The organism is Acinetobacter beijerinckii CIP 110307 (genome assembly GCF_000369005.1).
GTDB classification, from domain to species: domain Bacteria; phylum Pseudomonadota; class Gammaproteobacteria; order Pseudomonadales; family Moraxellaceae; genus Acinetobacter; species Acinetobacter beijerinckii.
On record NZ_KB849763.1, the window covers coordinates 159,274 to 181,037 of the forward strand.

Sequence of the window (21,764 nt, forward strand, 5' to 3'; positions counted from 1 at the left end):
TTACTAACTGCTTAAATAATTTATTTGAATTACAGTGTACAGACGTTCACATTAATTAGGATAATAGCAGTGCACAAACGTACACTCAAGTGTAGCAAATGGATTCCCGACGAACGGTATAAAAAACACTCAACCTCTAAAAGCGTAAATTTGCATAATTTATTATTCAATACAAACAATCATTTATAATTTTGGAAAAAATAAACTTATAAAAAAACGTCATTTTTATTGCAAAATATGTTTTTTTAGAGACTGTAATAGACGTGTCATTTTAGAGTGAAATAATAAGCTGAAAAAAACTTTATATAGTCATCTTAAATTTAATCGTCTATATGCAGCATAACTACATAAAAAATGAAAAAGTCTAAGATTCCTCACTAAATCTTAGTATTTTATACAGAAAAACTTGTTATTTTTACGCAGAAAAATGTGCATTTAGTATATATTATTAGGCTTGTCATTTTTCTTTAAGACACAGATTGTTTAGCACTATGATATACATGCGTTTTTAAAACTATACCTATATAAATCAAAACCTTGTATATCAGAACTTATTAAGACTCAGGATTAGGTTTGAATGAAAAATTTTAAAATTGCCCTTGCTCAGTTTTCTCCGCATATTGGCAATATTGACGCAAATACTCAAAAGATGGTTGAGCAAGCAAATCTAGCGAAACAACAACAGGCTGATTTAATCATCTTCCCTGAACTTTCGACGTTAGGTTACCCAGCAGAAGACTTATTACTCCGACCAAATCTACAAAAGCGAACTCAAAAAGCGTTTGCTCAATTAAGTGAAGTTAAAGATATTGTGATGGTATTCGGTTTTGTCCATCAGACCGAAGATGGTAACCGTTATAATTCTGCTGCCGTTATGAAAGATGGGCAGATTTTAGGTATTTACAATAAACAGAACTTACCAAACTACGGTGTTTTTGATGAAAAGCGCTATTTTCAAGATGGGCATCAACACTTAGTTTTTGAGTATTTAGGTCATAAATTTGGCGTACTTATTTGTGAAGATGTATGGTCACTGAATACTGTTAAACAATTGAGTCAGCTCAATGTTGAGACCGCATTAGTTTTAAATGCTTCGCCATATGAAGTTGGTAAACCACAGCATCGTATCCAAACCCTAAATGAGTTAGCAAAACAACTTCATTTAAACATTGTGTATGTGAATCAAGTTGGTGGTCAAGACGACTTAATTTTTGATGGTTCAAGTTTTGTTAGCAATAACAATGGAGAAGTTGCACTCCAAGCACCAAGCTTCCAAGAATCTATTTATATTGCTGAATACGATGCAGAACAAAAGCAATTCAAAAAGTCTGAAACTGCGCCTGCATTGGAAACATTTGCTGAGATCTACCAAGCACTGGTTATGGCAACGCGTGATTACGTGCAACGCTCAGGCTTTCCTGGTGTGATTTTAGGTTTATCTGGTGGTATTGATTCAGCTTTAACACTCGCAATTGCTGTAGATGCAATCGGCGCAGATAAAGTACAAGCCGTGATGATGCCTTATACATACACTTCACAAATGAGTGTAGAAGACGCCACAGAACAAGCACGTCGTATGGGTGTGACCTTTGGTATTGCAGAGATTCACCCAATCGTGAATAGCTTTATGCAAACACTATTCCCGTTCTTTGGCAACTCACCTGCCGATGCAACAGAAGAAAACTTACAAGCCCGTACTCGCGGTACGTTGTTAATGGGTTTATCTAATAAGTTTGGTAACCTTGTTCTTTCAACAGGAAATAAATCTGAAATCTCTGTAGGCTATTGCACACTTTATGGTGACATGGTTGGTGGTTTCTCAGTACTTAAAGACGTTTATAAAACGATTGTATTTGAGTTAGCTAAATATCGAAATACGCTGAGTGAAACACCTGTGATTCCTGAACGTGTTATCACTCGCCCGCCTTCAGCAGAATTACGCCCAGATCAAAAAGATCAAGATTCTTTACCTGCTTATGATGTACTCGATGCAATTTTGTATGCCTATATTGAAGAAGATCTTAGTCAAGCTGATATCATTGCAAAAGGTTACGAGTCTGCCGTGGTTGAGAAAGTGATCAAATTAGTTGATCGTAATGAATACAAGCGCCGTCAGGGAGCAATTGGACCACGTATTAGTTCACGTGCATTCAGTCGCGAACGTCGCTACCCTATCGTCAATGGATGGACCGCGAATGACTGAAAAAATTGTTTCTGAAAAGTCACAATTACTTGCTCAAGCACTTATGCTTGAGCAAGTTTCTTTTTATAAAAATCAGCTGACTACTCAACTTTCTGCTGATTTTTTCCAACAATTCATACAGCTCTTTTTACAGCATGCACCGAATATCAAACTCAAAGAAGTGATTGAACTTGAGCAGATACAAGCAGTTGTTAAGCGCTATGCTTTTGAAATGCAACTTGGTGCGGGTTTATTAGAATTTATTGGTGAAATTGCACAAAGACTTCATGTGTTTTCAATTCAATCCTCTGCGCAACTACAAGATGTATTTTCTGATCACCAGTTTGAAATGTGGTTATCAAAGTTTCTTGAACTAGAGAATATCCGTCATTATCTCAATCATTTTTTAAAAGAAAGCCCTTCTATTCAGCAATTATGTCAATATATTGCAACCACAACATTGCAGAATAAATTACCAAAATTATTTGCTCAGTCAGATGAAGAGCGTATTTCTGAGAGTAAATATGAGTGGCAACAAAAACTAAAAAGCTTTTCGCATCGCCAACAGCAGCGTATCGAACAAAAGCTTGAAGAAAGCATTGGTCGATTCATCCAAGAACAGCTAGTTGATCTCAGCTTGCTTTCAGATAAGGACTTAGAAAGTCTTGCACGCAACATTTGGGATGACAACAAAGCAAAACCATTATCAGAATATACCAAACAAGTAACTCCTCTTGATGTCGAAGAGTTTTTTGTGATGATTTATGAATACTGGAAAGAACTGCGTCAATCTTCATTTATTCAAGATCTGATTTTATATGGCGTGAAAGTTTTTTATGACTTTTATGAAGATGAAAGTTTAGAAGATGTGTTTGCTGCTATTGGCATTGAAGAGTCTGATCTGCAAAATGAAGCTGTCCGTTTCTACCCTAAAGTTGTAGTAGCACTTGATGAACATGGCGTACTAGAACCCATTATTACGCTGATCCTCAAACCATTCTATGAAAGCACTCGAACTTTAGAAACAATCGAAAAGCATCTATAAAGAACCCCACCAAATAAGTTAATTTTTGGTGGGGTGTAAAACTTTTTTGTATTACTTAGATAAAAAGAAACCACGCAGGAGCGTGGTTTTTAAAATGGTGGCTATGACGAGACTTGAACTTGTGACCCCCGCATTATGAGTGCGGTGCTCTAACCAACTGAGCTACATAGCCGTAAACTGTGTGCGCATTATCTAGTTTTCCACATTTCTGGTCAAGTCTATGACTTTGAAAATATAGAACATATGAACAGTTTTTATGCTATTAATCATCAATTGATCACTTTTCATCAAATCTATTTACTCACAACAAAATTTGATGTTGATAATTCTTACAGAGCAACAAAAACAAGAAAGATCTCTTCAGAATATTATTTTTTGAATAGTATAAAAACTACAGACAAAAAGAGACCACGCAGGAGCGTGGTCTATAAAATGGTGGCTATGACGAGACTTGAACTTGTGACCCCCGCATTATGAGTGCGGTGCTCTAACCAACTGAGCTACATAGCCGAAAACTGTGGGCGCATTATCTTAACTTTCAATACACACGTCAAGCACAATTTTAAAAAATTTGAGAAGTGGGCCTGTAAGCCGGGTTCTGTCGAGGACGATCATTCCTCTAGGCGTACAATCACTCATACGCTCAAGCGACCTACCCGAATCCAGCACGGGCCGTGCCTCAGGATTCCTATTTGGTCTTGCTTCTGGTGGGGTTTACCTTGCCGTGAACTGTTACCAGACACGCGGTGCGCTCTTACCGCACCCTTTCACCCTTACCTCACGAATGAGGCGGTCTACTCTCTGCTGCACTTGCCGTCGGCTTTCGCCGCCCAGGCGTTACCTGGCACCCTGCCCTATGAAGCCCGGACTTTCCTCCCCTGTTTCAGTCACGGAGACCTCCACAGCAGCGACCGTCCAGCCCACTTCGCCGCGAATATTACCAAAGTTCGCCGTTAATTGCTCGTATTTTTTTGAGCAGTTAATTTTTTGAATTTATCCATCAGTTGATCATGGGATTCAACATGTTGGGGATCGAGCGGAATACAATCAACTGGACAAAATAACTGACACTGTGGCTGATCATGATGTCCAATGCATTCTGTACAAAGTGATGGATTAATCTCATAGATCAGTTCTCCCATATAAATTGCTTCATTAGGGCACACAGGTTCACAGACATCGCAGTTAATGCACTCATCCGTTATATATAAAGACACACTACCAACCTTGTTGATGTTTACGTTCAAATGCCTCAACGACAATTGCAGGCACGAACTTAGTTACATCACCTTTTAGTCGAGCAATTTCTCTCACCAATGTTGATGAGATAAATGAATATTGCTCAGAAGGTGTTAAAAAGACCGATTCAAAATGTGGATCAAGTTGACGGTTCATATTTGCCAACTGAAATTCATATTCAAAATCTGAAATTGCTCTTAAACCACGAAGTACTGCTGTTGCACGCTGTTCACGAAAAAAATTAACCAAAAGACCGTCAAAACCAACGAACTCAACATTGGTTAAATGGCTTAATGATGCTTTAGCTAATTGCACACGTTCTTCTAAACTAAACACTGGATTTTTATGATGACCAATCGCAATGGCTACCACAACTTCATCAAACATTTTTGATGCTCTAGCAACCAAATCGACATGTCCATTGGTAATTGGATCGAAAGTCCCCGGATAAATCACACGTGTTTTAGACATGCGTTGTACTCTAATGAATGAGATAAGGTACGTATTTTAACAAAAAATATGTCTAAACGCGAAATTCCTAAATGATGGAAAAAGATTACGTTTTACGGCACAATAGGCATAATTGTGGAAGTTTGAATTATGGCGAAAGCAACTGTAGTTAAAAAAAATAATGGTGGAACGATTGCTCAAAACAAAAGAGCGCGTCACGATTACTTTATTGAAGAAAAAATTGAAGCTGGTATGTCTTTACAAGGCTGGGAAGTGAAGTCACTTCGTGCCGGTCGTATGACGCTGACTGAAAGCTATGTCATTTTTAAAAATGGTGAAGCATTTTTACTGGGTTCACAAATTCAGCCTTTATTATCAGCATCAAGTCATGTGGTTCCTGAGGCAACTCGTACACGTAAGTTACTACTTTCTCGCCGTGAGATAGATAGACTAATGGGCGCAGTGAATCAGAAAGGTTATTCATGTGTTCCTCTGGCATGTTATTGGAAAGGTCCTTTGGTTAAACTAGAAATTGCCATGGTTAAAGGTAAACAGTTACACGATAAACGTGCAACTGAAAAAGATCGTGACTGGCAACGAGATAAATCACGTATGTTGCATAAATAATAAAAAACCTCCAATTAATGGAGGTTTTTTATTATTGAATCTTTATACGACCGAATATTTGACTCTAAACTCTGCCAAATATTTTCCAAATTTACGTGCTGTTTCCAAATCGCCTTCTGGAGGTGTAATTTCAACACTTGCATTGTCAGATTGTGTCATTAAACCTAAAAAACTCGACATTCGATTAATATCCAATGGACTTCTTCCTGTCGGCATAAACGGCAAACCTGCCCATAACATGCCATGCTGCATTGCAAATAAATTGATTTGCTGCAATACCGCAAGCTTATCACCACTCAATCCACCACCATTTGTGAATCCTGCGGCCAACTTACCTTGCCAAGCCCTTGCAAGCCAACGCTTAGACGAATCTTCCATAAATTGTTTGAGCGCAGAGGTAAGGCTTCCCATATAGGTTGGGCACCCCATCACCAATACATCAGCTTGATCAAGTAAATCCCATTGTGGCGCAGCAACAGAAATCAAATGCACATCAGCACCCGCCTGCTCTGCACCTTGAGCGATATATTGTGCAACTTTAGCCGTGTGACCATAAGGACTATGATAAACCACACAAACTTTAATAGGAGAAGTAACTTGCTCAATAACAGTCATGGAAAATTTTAAAAACCAATGAATTGAATCAAGTTTAACATTTTTAACAAAGACAAGGCGAATCCACAGCAGACAAGATGCAATTTATTGCATAAACACAAATGTTGCCATTCGTCCCGTCTTTGCATCACGGCGATAAGAGAAATAATCTTTGCCTTGTTGATAAGAACATTGATCTCCACCTAAAACAGTTTCAACCCCCAAACGTTTTAGAATAAAGCGAGCAATTGCATAAAGATCAGCATGATATTTACCCATCACTTGACCAGTAGTAAAAGCATTTTCTAACTCAGGATATTTTTCACAGAATATGGCTTTGACTTCTGCACCTATTTCAAAACAAGGTTGACTAATTGCAGCACCTAACCATGCCCAAGTCGGTTTAGATTTCATTTCAGCAACTGTATTTTCAATGATTCCATTGGCCAAGCCACGCCAACCTGCATGTAGATTAGCGACTTCAGCTACCTCATGATTACCCAATACCACAGGCAGACAGTCTGCTGTCATCATCATTAAGGCATGACCTTTACGTTGGGTAACTAAACCATCGCCTTCAAGCGCAACAAATGAAGCTTGCTCGTTTACTGTATGGCAAATTGTGCTATGGGTTTGTGTCATCCATGTGAGCTTATTAACCCCAAAAGCAGACAACTGATTCAGCAAGATCATACGATGCTGTTGAACTCGTTGCGCCTCATCATTGACATGCAAAGCCAAATTAAAACCTGATAAGTTTTCATTTGCTGTTGCAATGCTTTGAGGATGTTCAATCCGCGTTTGTCCAACATAGATGCCTTTTGGCAAACCCTGCACAAATTCCATAAAATCCTTCCCAACACCCTTGTTTCAAGGGATGAGTTGAACAAATCCCCTTTATGATTAGGGATCATTACTTAATATGCTTTGTTCTCAGTGCGAAGCACTTCCACTAATTGAGTGAAGTCTTCTGGCCATGGCGCTTCAAACATCATCTCTTCGCCTGTTCGTGGATGAACAAGACCCAACTTGGCAGCATGCAGTGCTTGACGTTTAAACCCACGTAACTTATCCGTCAATGCCTCTGAAGCGCCTGCGGGAAAACGTACCCGATTCACATACACAGGGTCACCCACTAAACCATGCCCAAGATAGCTAAAGTGCACACGAATTTGGTGAGTGCGACCTGTTTCAAGTTGTGCCTGAATACGAGTAAAGTCACGGAAACGCTCTTTAACATTGTAGTGCGTTACAGCATCACGCCCACCGGGTAAGATTGCCATTTTAACGCGATCGACTGGATGACGTTTGATTGGCTCATCGATGGTGCCACCAGCAATGATATTGCCATAAGTCACAAGATCGTAAACACGATAAACCGTTTTCTTTGCTAGTTGTTTACTTAATGAAAATTGGGCTTCTAAATTTTTCGCAACAACAAGCAGTCCGCTAGTGTCTTTATCGATACGATGAACTAAACCAGCACGAGATAACTCTGCTAATTTTGGTGCATGGTAAAGCAATGCATTCACCAATGTTCCAGAAGGGTTACCCGCGCCTGGATGCACGACCATACCGACCTCTTTATTAATAACGATAATATCTTCGTCTTCATAAATAATATTGAGAGGAATATTTTCGGCTTGACTCGTCGTCTGTGCTTCTAACTCAACGTTTAACGTTAAAAGTTCATTGCCTTCGCAACGATACTTCGGTTTTACGATGTTACCATTTACCAACAGATGACCTTCTTTCATCCATTGCTTGAGTTTTTCACGAGAAAAATCGCTCCAGACCAATGCTGCAACTTGATCAATACGTTGACCTAAATAGTTTTCATCGAGTTGAATTTGCAACGATAAACGTGTTGCAGTTGAGTCAGAATTATGATTATCTGCATCCACAGAATCTTCGAGTAAGAAATCTGTTTCAGAGAAGTTTGAATTGGAAGATTGTGCTGAAGTCATTTGATGATCGGTACAAAAATGGTTTAATAGCACCATTGTAGCTCATTGCCCAGAATAACAGAGGAGTTTTTATGTCGCTACCACGTTATAAAATTACGGTGCTTGCACTTTCTTTAGGTGTAGCGTCTGCATTTGTGGGCTGTAGCAGCAATCCGAGTAAAAAAGATGTGGTTGATAAAGGACCACAATCAAGTGAGCAAGTCTATTTTGATAAAGCACAAAAATCACTAGATCGCAATCAATACAGCGATGCAGTGAAGTCACTTGAAGCTTTAGACACTTATTATCCAACGGGTCAATATACGCAACAAGCGCAACTTGAACTTCTTTATGCAAAATTCAAACAAAAAGATTATGAAGGCACAATAGCCCTTGCAGATCGTTTCATTCGTTTAAATCCGCAGCATCCAAATGTCGATTATGCTTACTATGTTCGTGGCGTAGCCAACATGGAAATGAATTACGACAGCTTGATTCGTTATACCTCTTTACAGCAATCGCACCGTGATGTGAGCTATGTGAAGGTCGCGTATCAAAATTTTGTTGAGTTGATTCGTCGCTTCCCAAGTAGCCAGTATTCAGTTGATGCAGCGCAACGCATGAAGTTTATTGGTCAAGAGCTTGCTGAAAGTGAAATGAATGCAGCACGCTTCAATATTCAACGTAAAGCATGGCTTGCTGCTGCTGAACGTGCACAATGGGTGATTGAACATTATCCGCAAACACCGCAAACACCTGAAGCTTTAGCAACTTTAGCTTATAGCTATCAAAAACTCGGGGATCAAGCGACTTCACAACAATATGTTGAGATCCTAAAACTAAACTATCCAAATTTAGTTAAATCGAATGGTGAAGTTAATTTACGTGCAGCCCGTAAAGAAGGCAGTTGGGTCAACCGTGCAACTTTAGGTTTATTGGGTCGTGAATCTAAGACAGTACAAACGAAGGATGAAACAAGCAGCGAAACGGAACAACGTAGTTTAACCAACCGTTTAAGTTTTGGCTTATTTGATAAACCTGAAACAGAAAAAACTGCTGAGCCTACACCTACTGCGACTCCTGTAGCTCCTGCAACATCGGACAAACCAAGTTGGACAAATCGTCTGAGCTTTGGTCTATTAGACAAACTAGAAACAAAAGATAATGTAGAAGAAGATGCAGCAAATTAATTTGTAATCTTCTGATTCATAAAACAGGCAAGTCTCTCTTGCCTGTTTTTCATTTTATGCAACAATAATTCATAGCATTCTTACTTGTTGAAAATGTTCTACTCTCAGTTTAATACGGTTAAGCACTTATTATGGCAATTCCACAACATACGATTGATCAAATATTAGATCGAACCGATATTGTCGATTTGATCGGTCATCGTGTGAAGTTAAAAAAAACTGGTAGAACATACTCTGGTTGTTGCCCATTCCATCAAGAAAAAACACCTTCATTCCATGTATATCGTGATAAGCAGTATTATCATTGCTTTGGTTGTCAGGCAAATGGCAATGCAATTCGCTTCTTGATGGACATTGATAGTCGCAACTTTGTTGATGTCATGAAAGACTTATCAAGTCAGACTGGCATCGAATTACCTAAAGATAATCAGGATAATAAAAAACTCGCCTATAAGCGCAGTCCCCAAGTCGTTGCACCACAACCAACACAAATAAAAGAACAGCCAAACGCAGATACACCAGTAAACGATCCAGTTTTCGATGGTCATTTCATTGATATGGATCGTTATATGGATGACCCTTTTGCACAATTCGATCCTGCTTTTAATATTGATGAACACGTTCAAGAAGGCAATCTATACGATCTTTTAGAGAACGTTGCACAGTATTACGAGCGACAATTGCCGAACAGCCTGAAAGCACAAAATTATTTTAAGCAGCGTGGTTTGTCAGCTCAAACTATTCAATTTTGGCGTTTAGGCTATGCGCCTGAAGATTGGCAGCATTTAGAAAAAGCATTTCCACAAGATATTGAAGGTTTAAAAAAAATTGGTTTAATTCGCTCAAGTGATAGTGGGCGAGATTTTGATTTATTAAGAGAGCGAGTCATTTTTCCGATTCGTGATCATAAAGGTCGCGTGGTTGGTTTTGGCGGTCGTGCCTTAAATGATGAGATTAAACCCAAATATATTAACTCACCTGACTCAGAGGTTTTTCATAAAAATCAGTTGCTCTATGGTTTGTATGAAGGTCGCAAACTTAAAGCTAATGATTGGCTCATGGTCGAAGGTTACATGGATGTCATCGCTTTACAGCAATATGGTATCAATGGTGCTGTTGCAACGCTTGGCACAGCCAGTAACGAAGAGCATTTAAACACGCTATTTAAACAAAACTCTCGGATCACTATTGCTTTCGATGGTGATGCAGCTGGACAAAAAGCTGCTCGACGTACTTTAGAAATTGCACTTCCGCTGCTCAATGATGGTCGTGAGTTAAAATTCTTTGTATTGCCTAATGAGCATGATCCTGATTCTTTAATTCGTCGTGAAGGATTAGAAAACTTTCAAAAGTTATTACAACAAGCGCCATTATTATCTGACTTCGTTTTCGCTCATTTAACTGGACAACATGATATTAGTTCACCTGAGGGTAAAAGCTTGGTTATGGGTGAATTACGCGAGTTGACCGATTTATTACCTAAACATGGTTCATTTCGATACTTATTATCTCAATCTTTCCGTGAAAAACTGGGTCTCGGCAAACGCTTTACCCCACAAATTAGCCACGATGCTTCTTTATCTTTTAATATTCAAACCAAGGATGAAGATTTTGCAATTGCGATTTTAATGCACCATCCATTCCTTTATATTCATTTTGAAGAATTACTTGCGGTGATTGATCAAACAGAGTTATTGGCTAAAATTTTAGCCGTACTCAATATTGTATTTGATGATTTACCTGATGATCAGGAACTCGCAACCTATTACGTTCTGGGTGCATGTAGCAACTATAGTCATGAGATTGCCGATATTATGCAGCGCACTAATATTCAATCACTCACTCAAGCACCTGAAATTGCGGATAAATTGGCTAAAGATTTCTCATTAAATTTACAAGAGAAATATTTAAAATTAAAGCTTAGATCACCGATTTCATTAATTGAATCACGTAATTTACGCCAACAACTCAATGAATTAACGAAACAAATTAGTTTAAAATTATTATCTTAATACAATCACTGCTTCGGCTTACGTTCGTGCTCAAACACATCTTGTAAATGCTGCTGCAACCATTCAAAGTAATCTGGATTTTCCGCTTTTGCTGCTTCTCTAAGTAAAATTGAAGTTGGGTGTAAAAGCTTTTGGGTCAAACGATGTGCGAACTCTTGCAGCACTTGTTCTGGTGCATGCCCATGCTCTAATGAATCTAATGCATGCTGTAGTTCAATTTGACTCATTTCTTCACTGTGCTGACGATAAGCTTGAATCGTGCCACTCGCCTCTTTTACTTTTTGTTGAGTCATCAATTGTGTTGCAAGTTGATTGACCATAACCTCTGCTTCAACCGCAGCTTGACGACGTTGTGCTAAGTTTTCTTCAATGACACTTTGTAAATCATCCACACCATATAAATAAACGTTATCTAATGATTCAACTTTAGGATCAATATCACGAGGAACAGCCAAATCCACCATTAGCATTTGTTGATAACGTCGCTTTTTTAATGCAGCTTTGACATCAGAATAACTAATGACTTGATGTAAACTACCAGTACAACTCGAAATAACATCTGCACGATGTAAGTTTTGTGCAAGTTCTGCAAAAGGAATAATTTCAACATCAACTTGATGTGCAATTTCTTGACCAAGTGAATCCGCACGTTCAAGGCTACGATTACAAATAATGATTTTGGCAACACCCATCTCAGCTAAATGTTTAGCCACTAAACTATTCATTTCACCAGCGGCAACAACCATGACCGTTAATTTTTCAGGTCGACTGAATACTTGTAATGCCAATTGAGCAACAGAATAACCCATTGAAACGGCATGACTACCAACAGAAGTTTCTGATCGCACCCGCTTAGCCGCATAAAAAGCGTATTCAAATACACTATTCAGCTCAGGTGAAACTGCATCAGCATTTTTCGATAACGCTAAAGCACTTTTAACTTGCCCTAAAATTTGTGGTTCACCCAACATCAACGAGTCTAAACCGCTAGCGACGCGCATTAGATGTGTAACTGCTTGGGCATTTTCGTAACGATAAACATGATGAATTAACTGTTTTGCATCAATATTATTCACTTGGGCTAACCAATTGAGGATGCTATCCGCATCTTCAGTCATGGCATAAACCTCAGTACGATTGCATGTAGAAACAACCACCATATCTTTTAAAGAAGGATTTTGCTGTTGTTCAAGCAATAGCGCAGCTAATCGCTCTGCATTAAAAGCGATTTGTTCGCGCAGTTCGACAGAAGCTGTTTGATGGTTGACACCCAATGCAAAGAAAGACATATCAGATCATCATTTCGCTAAATTTATGTTATTGTGCAACATCGGTGTCATAAAAAGCATTACTTGGATCAATAAAAATTGCGTCAGCTATATCGCCGTAACCATTTTAGCGGCAAGACGATTAGACGGTATTCTACCACAATCTTGTTGCTAGGTAGCATGAGCTCTTATGTCTCTGCACAAGCAATACACGACATGTATGCTGATCAAAGCTTTGAGCATGCTCTTCAACAAAGTATGGTCGCAGAATTTTCTCTTGCTTATGATGATATTCCGACAGCACTGCATAATTACACGGTACTGGCAATACGTAGTAATTCCACCACGATTAAACAACGCGCCCTAGATGTTGCATTAGAATACAATGACTTACAAGCAGCTCTTGATATTGCAACACATTGGGTCGAACAAGAGCCAACGGATGTCCCTGCTTTATTTTACTTATCACATATTGCGCTCAAAACACATGAATATGAGTTGGCAGCAAAAACACTCGATAAAATTTTAAATATCGACTCTACTGCTGATCTTGAACAAATTTTGGCAGGTATTGCACCTGAAGAAGCTCGAGATCGTGAGATTTTGCTGAATGCCTTACGCACAAGTGAGGAACGAGATAATCCCTCAATTCTAGCCTTGATCGCAGGTTTAGAAGCACAAGATGGTTTGTATGAACAAGCACTTAACAATATTAATCGTGCTTTGCGTAAACGTTCTAAATCAACCAGCTTTATCTTAATGAAAGCGAACTTACTGATTGCTTTAAGAGATGAGGAAGAGACAACAAAATGGTATGCAAAAGCCAGTCGAAAAAATAAAAATAATTTAGATATCAGACTCGCTGAAGCACGCTATTATATTCAAATTAATCAACAACAAGAAGCTTTTGAAAAGCTGGAAGATATTATCAAAGATCACCCCCATGCTGAAGAAGCTTTATTCATTGCAGGTTTAACCAGTATTGATCTAAAACAATATGAAAAAGCAGAACAATATTTGGTTGAGTTACGTTCATCTGCAAAATACCAAAATGAAGCCTACTACTATCTTGCAATTAATGCTCAACGCAAACAGCATTATGAAACAGCCAAAGCTTATTATCGTCTTGTTGATGGCAGCCTATATATTGTATCTCGACGTAATATGATTGCTATTTTCGAGAAACAAGAACAATTAAATGATGCTTTAAGGTTTTTAACCCAAGAACGTGTGAATTATCCGCAACATGCCAGTTTCTTATACCAAGCCCAAGCGGATATTCTCAAGAAAACCAATAATAAAAAGGCAGCCTTGGCTTTACTCGATGAAGCAATTAAGAATTTACCTGATGATCCTGAACTCATTTATGCAGAAGTTTTATTGCTGGATCCATTTACGGATCGCGATAAGTTGGATAAAACCTTAAAGCAACTTTTAATCATTGAACCTAATAGCCCGACTTACTTAAATGCTTATGCCTACACGCTTGCACTGCAAAATCGACGTTTAAAAGAAGCAAGAAAATATGCTGAGTTAGCGCTAAATTACGCTCCAGAACAAGCCTCTATTTTAGATACGTTAGGTTATATTGCTTTTTTACAAAATGATTTTGATACCGCTGTTGATGTTTTAGGACAAGCTTATGGACTTAGTCAAAATATTAATATTGGAGTTCGCTATGCAAAAGCTTTATACATGCAAGGTTCATTGACTGAATTTAGCGATGTGTTACAGCAATTGAAACAAAAACATGCAAATGCCCCACAATTACAACAACTTGATAGCTTAATCTTACCCATAACCGTAAAAAAGAGTTAAACGCATGCGTATGTTTTCAAAATTTTGCTTAGCTATTTGCAGCAGCAGTATGCTAATGATGGCAGGTTGTCAAAGCTTCACTCAACCCAATAAAAACATAGCAACGCCACAAATCCAAGATGAAAATAATTTTAATCTACAAGGTAAAATTGGTGTACGCACACCACAACAATCTGGCAGCGCTTTTTTTACATGGGCACAACAACAAGATCAATTTGACATTGAACTAACAGGAATTTTAGGCGTTGGTAAAACTCAAATTGAAGGCAAACCAGGTCAAGTCACTTTAAATAGCGCTAAAACTGGGCTTATAACAGCAGCAACTCCAGAAGAATTATTAGAAAAAGCCACAGGTTGGCAAGCACCAATCATGCATTTAGCCTATTGGGTACAAGCTAAACCTGCAACTCAAAATGCCCAGATCAGCAAAGATGAAAATAATCGCTTAAAACAACTGATTGAAGATGGTTGGACCGTTGATTTTAGTTATAACGATGCTCAACCTTTGCCAAACAAGCTTTTATTAAAGCAAGCCCTTGCTGATGATAAAGAAAATCGTATTACAATGGTGATTCAAAACCGATAGTTTAGATTCTATTTATGATTAAAGTGCCATCCCCTGCCAAATTGAATTTATTTCTTCATATCACAGGTCGACGTGAAAATGGTTATCATGAATTGCAAACTATTTTTCAATTGATTGATCTATATGATTGGATGAGTTTTGAACAGACCACAGATCATGTTATTCACATCGAAGGATTAACAGAAGTCAAACTCGAACAAAATTTAATCTACAGAGCTGCACAATTATTACGTCCACATGCGCAAAAATTATGTGGATTGAATATTCGTATTGAAAAAAATATTCCTATGGGTGCTGGACTGGGGGGTGGCTCCTCGAATGCTGCAACCACGCTTATTGTGCTCAATCAACTGTGGCAATGTGGATTAAATGAACAACAATTGGCAGCATATGGTGTGCAACTCGGCGCAGATGTTCCGATCTTTATTTTTGGTCGAAATGCATGGGCTGAAGGTATAGGTGAACATTTATCATTCATAGACTTAGCTCAAAAACAATTCATTATTTTGAAACCTGACTGTTTTATCAGCACTCAACAGCTTTTTTCACAAAAAACATTGACAAGAGACTCTAAGATCACTAAATTTTGCGCCTATCAGTTAGAACCTTCTAGCTTTGGAAATAACTTTGAACCATTGGCTCGACAGTTATACCCTGAAGTTGAAGAAGCAATGCAATATTTAGATCAGTTTGGTCTAGCAAAGCTTACAGGTACAGGTGCTTGTGTTTTTATTGAAGTAACCAGTGAAATGGACATAAAGAAAATTTTGCAAAACGCGCCTTGTAAATCTTACTTGGTAAACAGTCTAGCAGAATCTCCTTTAAGAAGTTTTTCAGTTACATGTTAGGGGCGTCGCCAAGTGGTAAGGCACCGGGTTTTGATCTCGGCATCCGTTGGTTCGAATCCAGCCGCCCCTGCCATATCTTTAGACAGAATGGTTTTATATAGATATCTGTTCAAATATATTGACAATATCATATAAAAATATTAAAGTTCTGCCGCATTAGGGGCGTCGCCAAGTGGTAAGGCACCGGGTTTTGATCTCGGCATCCGTTGGTTCGAATCCAGCCGCCCCTGCCATATAATAGATTGTTTCTAAATTACCCGTTGGAAAAACTTAACATTTTTCCCTTGCGCTCGGTCGAAGCAATGCTTCGCTTAACCCTCGCTCAGGTGCTTCATGCCCAATCTTGTCGTTTTCAGTGGAAGTGCTCATCCACAGTTCGCCCAAAAAGTCGTAAGCCATTTACATATCCCACTCGGTGCTGCTTCTGTAAGCAAGTTCTCTGATGGGGAGATTTCAGTTGAAATTACTGAAAATGTTCGTGGTAAAGACGTTTTTATCGTTCAATCTACTTGCGCGCCAACCAATGATAACCTGATGGAAATCTTGGTTATGGCTGATGCTTTACGTCGCGCAAGTGCTGGTCGTATCACAGCTGTCATTCCGTATTTCGGTTATGCACGTCAAGATCGTCGTCCACGTTCTGCTCGTGTACCAATTACAGCAAAAGTTGTAGCGGATATGCTTACAACTGTTGGTATTGACCGTGTGGTAATGATCGACTTGCACGCAGACCAAATTCAAGGTTTCTTCGATATTCCAGTTGACAACATCTATGGTACGCCAGCGCTATTGGCTGACCTACGTCAACAACAACATGACAACCTTATGGTGGTTTCACCTGACGTTGGTGGTGTTGTTCGTGCACGTGCTGTTGCAAAACAATTGGGTGATATTGATTTAGCTATCATCGATAAACGTCGTCAAAAAGCAAATGAATCACAAGTGATGCATTTGATTGGTGATGTTAAAGATCGTGACTGTGTCATCGTTGATGACATGGTAGATACAGCAGGTACGCTTTGCAAAGCCGCTGATGCACTAAAACAATTTGGTGCTCGTCGTGTAATTGCTTATGCAACTCACCCTGTTTTATCTGGCAAAGCGCTTGATAATCTTCGTAATTCTGTTATTGATGAATTGGTTGTAACTGACACAATTCCTCTTTCTGATGAAGCATTGAACTTAGGTAAAATTCGCCAAGTTTCTGTTGCTAGCATGGTTGCTGAAACAATTCGTCGTATTAACAACGAAGAATCTATTAGCGCGATGTTCGATAGTTATCTATAATAGCCCAGCTTTTTTCTTAAACCCTAGCTTAGCTAGGGTTTTTCTATCACTAAACTGGTCGCAAGTTTAGTTTCTTAATCTCAATGAGGATATGCCCATGGCAAACTTCGTATTAACAGCTCAAGCACGTGAAGCAGCACTACAAGGGAAAGGTGCGAGCCGCCGCCTTCGTCACGCTTCACAAATTCCAGCAATCATCTATGGTGGTAGCGCTGAGCCTGTAACAATCACTTTAGAACTTCGTGAAATCGTTAAAGCATTAGAAAACAATGCTTTCTTTGAAGAAGTAATCGAAATCAAAATCGGTGATAAAGTTGAAAGCGTTAAAATCCAAGCGTTACAACGTCACCCAGCTAAAAACACACCTATGCACGCTGACTTTAAACGCGCGTAAGTGTTAAAGGCGTAAATTAGTGTCAAATATTTCGCTAATTGTTGGTTTGGGTAATCCTGGAAAGGAATATGCCCAAACCCGCCATAATGCAGGCTTTTGGTTTGTTGAACAGCTTGCAGACCGTTATGGTATTTCATTAAAAGCAGAACCTAAATTTCATGGGTTTAGCGGTCGTGGTCAAATTGAAGGTCATGACGTACGCTTGCTATTACCAACAACATTTATGAACCGTTCTGGTCAAAGTGTTGTACCTTTTGCCAAATTCTATCAAGTTGCACCAGAAGCAATTTTAATTGCTCATGATGAACTCGATATGGACCCAGGCATCATCCGATTAAAAACAGGTGGTGGACACGGCGGACATAATGGTCTACGTGATATCGTCCCACATATCGGACCAAACTTTCATCGCTTACGTATTGGAATTGGGCATCCCGGCTCCAAAGAACGTGTTTCTGGTCATGTGCTCGGCAAAGCTCCTAGCAGTGAACAAAATTTAATGGATTCAGCAATTGATCATGCCCTATCAAAAGTGAAAATGCTTGTTGATGGACAAGTTTCACAGGCTATGAATCAAATTAATGCTTATAAACCTGCTTAAATTTAAACTGAATTGTTGATCAATCACGCTTGCCATATTGTGTTTTTAAGCGCAAAATGCGCATCAAACCGCCTATCGCCGCGGGAAACGTGACAAGTCAACCATAAGATATTCATCTTAGGTCTTACTCAGGAGACGCTAGCCATGCTATCTCGTTTATTAAAATGTAAAATTCACCGTGCAGTTGTCACTCATGCAGAACTTCATTATGAAGGTTCTTGTGCAATTGATGGTGTTTTGATGGATTTAGCAGGGATTCGTGAATACGAAGAAATCCACGTATGGAACGTAACCAACGGCAAACGCTTCACAACTTATGCAATTCGTGGTGAAGATGATTCAGGCATTATTTCAGTCAATGGTGGCGCAGCGCACCAAGCTGATGTTGGTGATTTAGTAATCATTGCAACATTTGGTGACTTTACTGAAGTTGAAGCAAATCTTCACAAACCACGTTTAGTTTATGCAAATCCAGACAATACAGTAAATCACACAGCAAACTGTATTCCTGTACAAATCGCATAAAGCAAAGAGATCAAAAAAAACCAGTCAATATGAACTGGTTTTTTTATTGCTTCTTATTTCTAGAAAATAGCATACAAAAAAACTGAACAATCTGCTTTTATTTTACTTAATCATACTTGTACGTCAGCACTATAGTTTATTTAATAAATAGAAAATAAAGATAATTAAATAGATATGGATATTATTAAAACGCTGAGTAAAGTTACTGTTTTTTCTGACTTAGACGAAAACAATCTAAGGTCTTTAGCTCAAAATTGTGCAATCAAATATTTACCAGTTGGACAGCAACTTTATAGCATCAATGATCCTGCTGATTACGTTTACGTTATTATTTACGGAAGAATTAAACTCACCACCTCTAATTTAATCACCTATTTAAGTCGCTATGAAATTTTAGGTGAGATGGGAGTTATCTCAAAACAACCTCATCACGGTGAAGCTATAGCAATAAGAGATACTGCTTTATTGGAAATTCCCCAACACACATTTATTAATTTTCTTTATCAACAACCTCAAACCTTATTTGCATTATCTCAATTAATTATTGCTCGATCACAACCTGACTTACAGCACACACATCCCATGAGTCAAAGTCGAACCTTAGCGATTGTTCCTGTTTCAGCCCAAATTCCCTCGATACAACTCGCAGAAAAACTAACAGAACACTTACTGCGTTGGCCCCATGTACGCTTAGTCACAGCTGCACATGTAGATGCATTATTTGGTATTGGATTTAGCCAAACTGCTCTTGATTATTCTTCAAATGATTTACAACTCAGGCAATGGTTGGCTAGTCTTGAGGAAAAACACTGTTATGTACTTTATGCAGCACATCGACATGATGATGAATGGTCAAAACGTTGCTTACATCAATCAGATCGTATTTTGATACTTGCTGAAGCAAATCAAACACCTCTTCCAAGCCCATTAGTTGAGCACTTAAATAAATATAATTGGCAAAGTCAGATTGAGTTAGTGTTATTACGTTCTGAAGGTGATCCATCTCCTTATACATTGGTGTTGAAACAACTTTATCATGCGCGAGCACATTACTTTATTCATCCTTGGGCACAAGCTGATATCTGTGCAATTGCCCGACAAATTTCTAGTCAAGGTGTTGGCTTGGTTCTTGGTGGCGGTGGTGCACGCGGCTTCGCACACATAGGCTTAATTCGTGCACTGGAGCAATTGCATATTCCAATTGATATTGTTGGTGGAACCAGTATGGGCGCTTTTGTTGCAGCTCTAGTGGCATGTGGTTTTGATAGTGTCGAAATGACACATATTGCTTATGAAACCTTTGTAGCACGTAATTATTTAAATGATTACACCATGCCTAGGGTGTCCTTAATCAGAGGACAGCGCTTCCATTCTCGTTTACAAGCAATTTTTGGTCATCGAAGAATAGAAGAGTTAAAACGAACTTATTATTGTATTTCGACTAATCTTTCCACAGGACAGGCTGTAATACATGATCAAGGACAATTAGCCACTTGGGTTGGAACCAGTATGAGTGTCCCTGGCGTTGCACCACCAGTAGCTTGGCATGAAAATTTACTGTGCGATGGTGGTGTGATCAATAATTTACCCACAGATGTGATGCAAAACTTAGAGCGAGGTACAATTATCGCCAGTAATGTCAGTTTACATGATGATATACGAGTTCCTGGGATTGGTTTAGATGAACCGGATCAAAGTGCTCTACTCAACTGGAATAAATTGATTAAAGACAAACTGCTACATGCACCACGCCTTGCCGAAATTCTCATGCGTACTGCGACACTTGCCAGCGATACCATGATTCAAACCGCTGCCATTGAACGAGCAAATTTACATATTCGAATGCCAATTAATGGTATTGGGATGTTTGATTGGCACCGATTAGATGAGTTGGTAGATCGTGGCTATGAACATGCGCTTGCCACCCTACTTCCAATTAGAGATACACTTCCCAACGCTTAATTTAAAATCATGAAGATATAGGCGTATTAATTTGATAACGATTCAGTAAATCATCTAAATATTGATAAGTTTCTTGATCGAGTTGCTGCATATAGATATTGAGGATTTCTTTACATTGTTGTTTTTTTTCTGATGGCATGCGCCTCACAATATCCAATGTTACCTCCCATTGCGAACGTAACAACGATGCATAAGCGATATGATGTAATACCTCCTCATTAATTTGAGCAATTGCTGTTGCTACAGCTTCTCTAGCATCATCCTGCATATAATTCACCACCACCAACATATCCGTCCATAAATCACATCGATCAGCGGCCTCCACAATACTCTGAATAATTTCAACCTGTCTTAAAGTAGGTAAATTTGCGACGTAACATTGCGCTTGAGCAGAAAGACAAGCAACAACTGGCAACATATCTTCCCAAAGTTGGTCTTCTTGCGCTGCATGAATAATCGCATTAATCACTAACTCGCCCTGCTGCACTGCTAAGTCACCGAGTTCCTGTTTTAATTCATATCCAATATGACTCATTAAAGCCAATAATTTAGGCCACACTAAACGTTGAGTAGGATCACTAATAATCAATAATGCCTTTCTAATCCGATCTTTGGGTAATACATGTACTAAATGATCAATTCGTTCTCTTGATTCAATATAAAATGCGATTTCAAGTAAATCACTTTCTTTATCGATAATCTGAGCAACGTCCTGTACCACTTCATCAGATAACATCCCAACGAATCTTCCCATAGTGACAAAATTTCGTTGTTCTAAAAGCACTTGTGCAATATCTATAATTTGATGAGTCGTCAAATATCCTAATAACTCTCTTGCCAACCGAGGATCTAAATACACAGAAATCGCAGCCAAAGTATCTGCGGACAAATGCTTTGCAATACGATAAAGATGTTCTGTTGATAGATGCACAGCAATTTGAGCCACAATAAATGGGTCAAAAAAACGTTTGACCATCATTGCTGTTAACCAATTCGGCAGCCAGTTGACCCAAGCTGCCAAGTTACGAAATCTTGTTTTTTGTTGATTTTGCAGTAACTCAATCATTGCAAAACGAAATTGTCTTAGGCTTTCTGGTGCTAAAGTCAGTAAAAAAGTGAGTTGCTGCTCCTGAACATTCAAAATCCGAGCAATTTTTATAATTTCGGCATGGACAGCGAGTCGAGTCATC

General features: G+C 38.8%; 20 protein-coding genes, 4 tRNA genes and 1 other RNA gene. 15 read left to right on the plus strand and 10 right to left on the minus strand.

Annotated elements, in window-relative coordinates; translation table 11 throughout:
• The first annotated feature begins 577 nt into the window (after window positions 1-577).
• Both F933_RS00725 and F933_RS00730 read left to right on the plus strand, forming a co-directional pair.
• Window positions 578-2,203, plus strand: a complete 1,626-nt coding sequence (locus F933_RS00725) for an NAD+ synthase (RefSeq protein WP_005057494.1) — start codon at window positions 578-580, stop codon at window positions 2,201-2,203.
• On the plus strand, window positions 2,196-3,227 hold the full coding sequence (locus tag F933_RS00730) for a hypothetical protein (RefSeq protein WP_005057496.1): 1,032 nt from the start codon (window positions 2,196-2,198) through the stop codon (window positions 3,225-3,227). Before F933_RS00725 ends, F933_RS00730 begins: the two co-directional genes overlap by 8 nt.
• Before the next feature lie 95 nt (window positions 3,228-3,322).
• On the opposite strand, the gene F933_RS00735 is transcribed toward F933_RS00730, so the two are convergent.
• The 5 genes from F933_RS00735 to coaD all read right to left on the minus strand — a co-directional run bounded on the left by F933_RS00735 (window position 3,323) and on the right by coaD (window position 4,937).
• Window positions 3,323-3,399: transfer RNA gene (locus tag F933_RS00735), tRNA-Met, on the minus strand.
• 261 nt (window positions 3,400-3,660) lie between these two features.
• Window positions 3,661-3,737: transfer RNA gene (locus tag F933_RS00740), tRNA-Met, on the minus strand.
• A 61-nt stretch (window positions 3,738-3,798) separates the two neighbouring features.
• Window positions 3,799-4,154: RNase P RNA component class A (gene rnpB / locus F933_RS16845), an RNA gene on the minus strand.
• A 26-nt stretch (window positions 4,155-4,180) separates the two neighbouring features.
• Window positions 4,181-4,444 (minus strand): YfhL family 4Fe-4S dicluster ferredoxin, encoded by a 264-nt coding sequence (locus F933_RS00745; protein WP_005056538.1) that lies wholly within the window; start codon window positions 4,442-4,444, stop codon window positions 4,181-4,183.
• 1 nt (window position 4,445) lies between these two features.
• Window positions 4,446-4,937 carry a pantetheine-phosphate adenylyltransferase gene (gene coaD, locus F933_RS00750; RefSeq protein WP_005056541.1) on the minus strand — a complete coding sequence of 164 codons (492 nt, stop codon included), beginning with the start codon at window positions 4,935-4,937 and terminating at the stop codon, window positions 4,446-4,448.
• 129 nt (window positions 4,938-5,066) lie between these two features.
• Between coaD and smpB the strand changes: the two genes are divergently transcribed.
• A complete protein-coding gene (gene smpB, locus F933_RS00755; protein WP_005056543.1) occupies window positions 5,067-5,543 on the plus strand; it encodes an SsrA-binding protein SmpB in 477 nt (158 codons plus the stop codon).
• Between the two features lie 42 nt (window positions 5,544-5,585).
• Here the strand turns inward: smpB and F933_RS00760 are convergent, their stop codons facing one another.
• The 3 genes from F933_RS00760 to rluD form a co-directional block, all read right to left on the minus strand.
• The gene (locus tag F933_RS00760; RefSeq protein WP_005057499.1) at window positions 5,586-6,158 is read right to left on the minus strand and encodes a flavodoxin family protein; all 573 of its coding nucleotides are present in this window, start codon (window positions 6,156-6,158) and stop codon (window positions 5,586-5,588) included.
• Window positions 6,159-6,242: 84 nt separating this feature from the next.
• The gene (pgeF, locus tag F933_RS00765) at window positions 6,243-6,983 is read right to left on the minus strand and encodes a peptidoglycan editing factor PgeF (protein ID WP_005057502.1); all 741 of its coding nucleotides are present in this window, start codon (window positions 6,981-6,983) and stop codon (window positions 6,243-6,245) included.
• A 71-nt stretch (window positions 6,984-7,054) separates the two neighbouring features.
• Entirely contained in the window at window positions 7,055-8,104 is a 1,050-nt protein-coding gene (gene rluD, locus F933_RS00770) for a 23S rRNA pseudouridine(1911/1915/1917) synthase RluD (protein WP_034710287.1), read from the minus strand.
• Between the two features lie 71 nt (window positions 8,105-8,175).
• On the opposite strand from rluD, the gene F933_RS00775 reads away from it, so the two are divergent.
• Both F933_RS00775 and F933_RS00780 read left to right on the plus strand, forming a co-directional pair.
• On the plus strand, window positions 8,176-9,273 hold the full coding sequence (locus F933_RS00775; protein WP_005057507.1) for an outer membrane protein assembly factor BamD: 1,098 nt from the start codon (window positions 8,176-8,178) through the stop codon (window positions 9,271-9,273).
• 131 nt (window positions 9,274-9,404) lie between these two features.
• Window positions 9,405-11,285, plus strand: coding sequence for a DNA primase (locus F933_RS00780; protein ID WP_005057509.1), 1,881 nt, complete (start codon window positions 9,405-9,407; stop codon window positions 11,283-11,285).
• A 5-nt stretch (window positions 11,286-11,290) separates the two neighbouring features.
• On the opposite strand, the gene hemA is transcribed toward F933_RS00780, so the two are convergent.
• Entirely contained in the window at window positions 11,291-12,574 is a 1,284-nt protein-coding gene (hemA, locus tag F933_RS00785) for a glutamyl-tRNA reductase (protein ID WP_005057512.1), read from the minus strand.
• A 78-nt stretch (window positions 12,575-12,652) separates the two neighbouring features.
• Here hemA and F933_RS00790 point away from each other — a divergent pair, with 78 nt between their 5' ends.
• From F933_RS00790 to F933_RS00835, 10 genes are all read left to right on the plus strand, one after another.
• On the plus strand, window positions 12,653-14,371 hold the full coding sequence (locus F933_RS00790) for a tetratricopeptide repeat protein (RefSeq protein WP_005057514.1): 1,719 nt from the start codon (window positions 12,653-12,655) through the stop codon (window positions 14,369-14,371).
• Window positions 14,372-14,375: 4 nt separating this feature from the next.
• Window positions 14,376-14,957: a lipoprotein insertase outer membrane protein LolB gene (gene lolB / locus F933_RS00795; protein WP_005057515.1), complete on the plus strand. Its 582-nt coding sequence runs from the start codon at window positions 14,376-14,378 to the stop codon at window positions 14,955-14,957.
• A 14-nt stretch (window positions 14,958-14,971) separates the two neighbouring features.
• A complete protein-coding gene (gene ispE / locus F933_RS00800; RefSeq protein WP_005057517.1) occupies window positions 14,972-15,805 on the plus strand; it encodes a 4-(cytidine 5'-diphospho)-2-C-methyl-D-erythritol kinase in 834 nt (277 codons plus the stop codon).
• Window positions 15,804-15,878: transfer RNA gene (locus F933_RS00805), tRNA-Gln, on the plus strand. The genes ispE and F933_RS00805 overlap by 2 nt, the downstream gene beginning before the upstream one ends.
• A gap of 85 nt (window positions 15,879-15,963) precedes the next feature.
• A tRNA-Gln gene (locus F933_RS00810) sits at window positions 15,964-16,038 on the plus strand.
• 100 nt (window positions 16,039-16,138) lie between these two features.
• Complete coding sequence (locus tag F933_RS00815) at window positions 16,139-17,092, plus strand: ribose-phosphate pyrophosphokinase (protein WP_005056564.1); 954 nt, start codon at window positions 16,139-16,141, stop codon at window positions 17,090-17,092.
• 97 nt (window positions 17,093-17,189) lie between these two features.
• The gene (rplY, locus tag F933_RS00820; RefSeq protein WP_005056566.1) at window positions 17,190-17,486 is read left to right on the plus strand and encodes a 50S ribosomal protein L25; all 297 of its coding nucleotides are present in this window, start codon (window positions 17,190-17,192) and stop codon (window positions 17,484-17,486) included.
• Between the two features lie 19 nt (window positions 17,487-17,505).
• Window positions 17,506-18,087, plus strand: coding sequence for an aminoacyl-tRNA hydrolase (gene pth, locus F933_RS00825; RefSeq protein ID WP_005056567.1), 582 nt, complete (start codon window positions 17,506-17,508; stop codon window positions 18,085-18,087).
• A 144-nt stretch (window positions 18,088-18,231) separates the two neighbouring features.
• A complete protein-coding gene (gene panD, locus F933_RS00830) occupies window positions 18,232-18,612 on the plus strand; it encodes an aspartate 1-decarboxylase (protein WP_004655255.1) in 381 nt (126 codons plus the stop codon).
• A gap of 174 nt (window positions 18,613-18,786) precedes the next feature.
• The gene (locus F933_RS00835) at window positions 18,787-20,574 is read left to right on the plus strand and encodes a patatin-like phospholipase family protein (protein ID WP_005057521.1); all 1,788 of its coding nucleotides are present in this window, start codon (window positions 18,787-18,789) and stop codon (window positions 20,572-20,574) included.
• A 7-nt stretch (window positions 20,575-20,581) separates the two neighbouring features.
• Here F933_RS00835 and F933_RS00840 read toward each other — a convergent pair whose 3' ends face one another.
• Entirely contained in the window at window positions 20,582-21,763 is a 1,182-nt protein-coding gene (locus F933_RS00840; protein WP_005057523.1) for a hypothetical protein, read from the minus strand.
• Window position 21,764 lies beyond the last annotated feature (1 nt).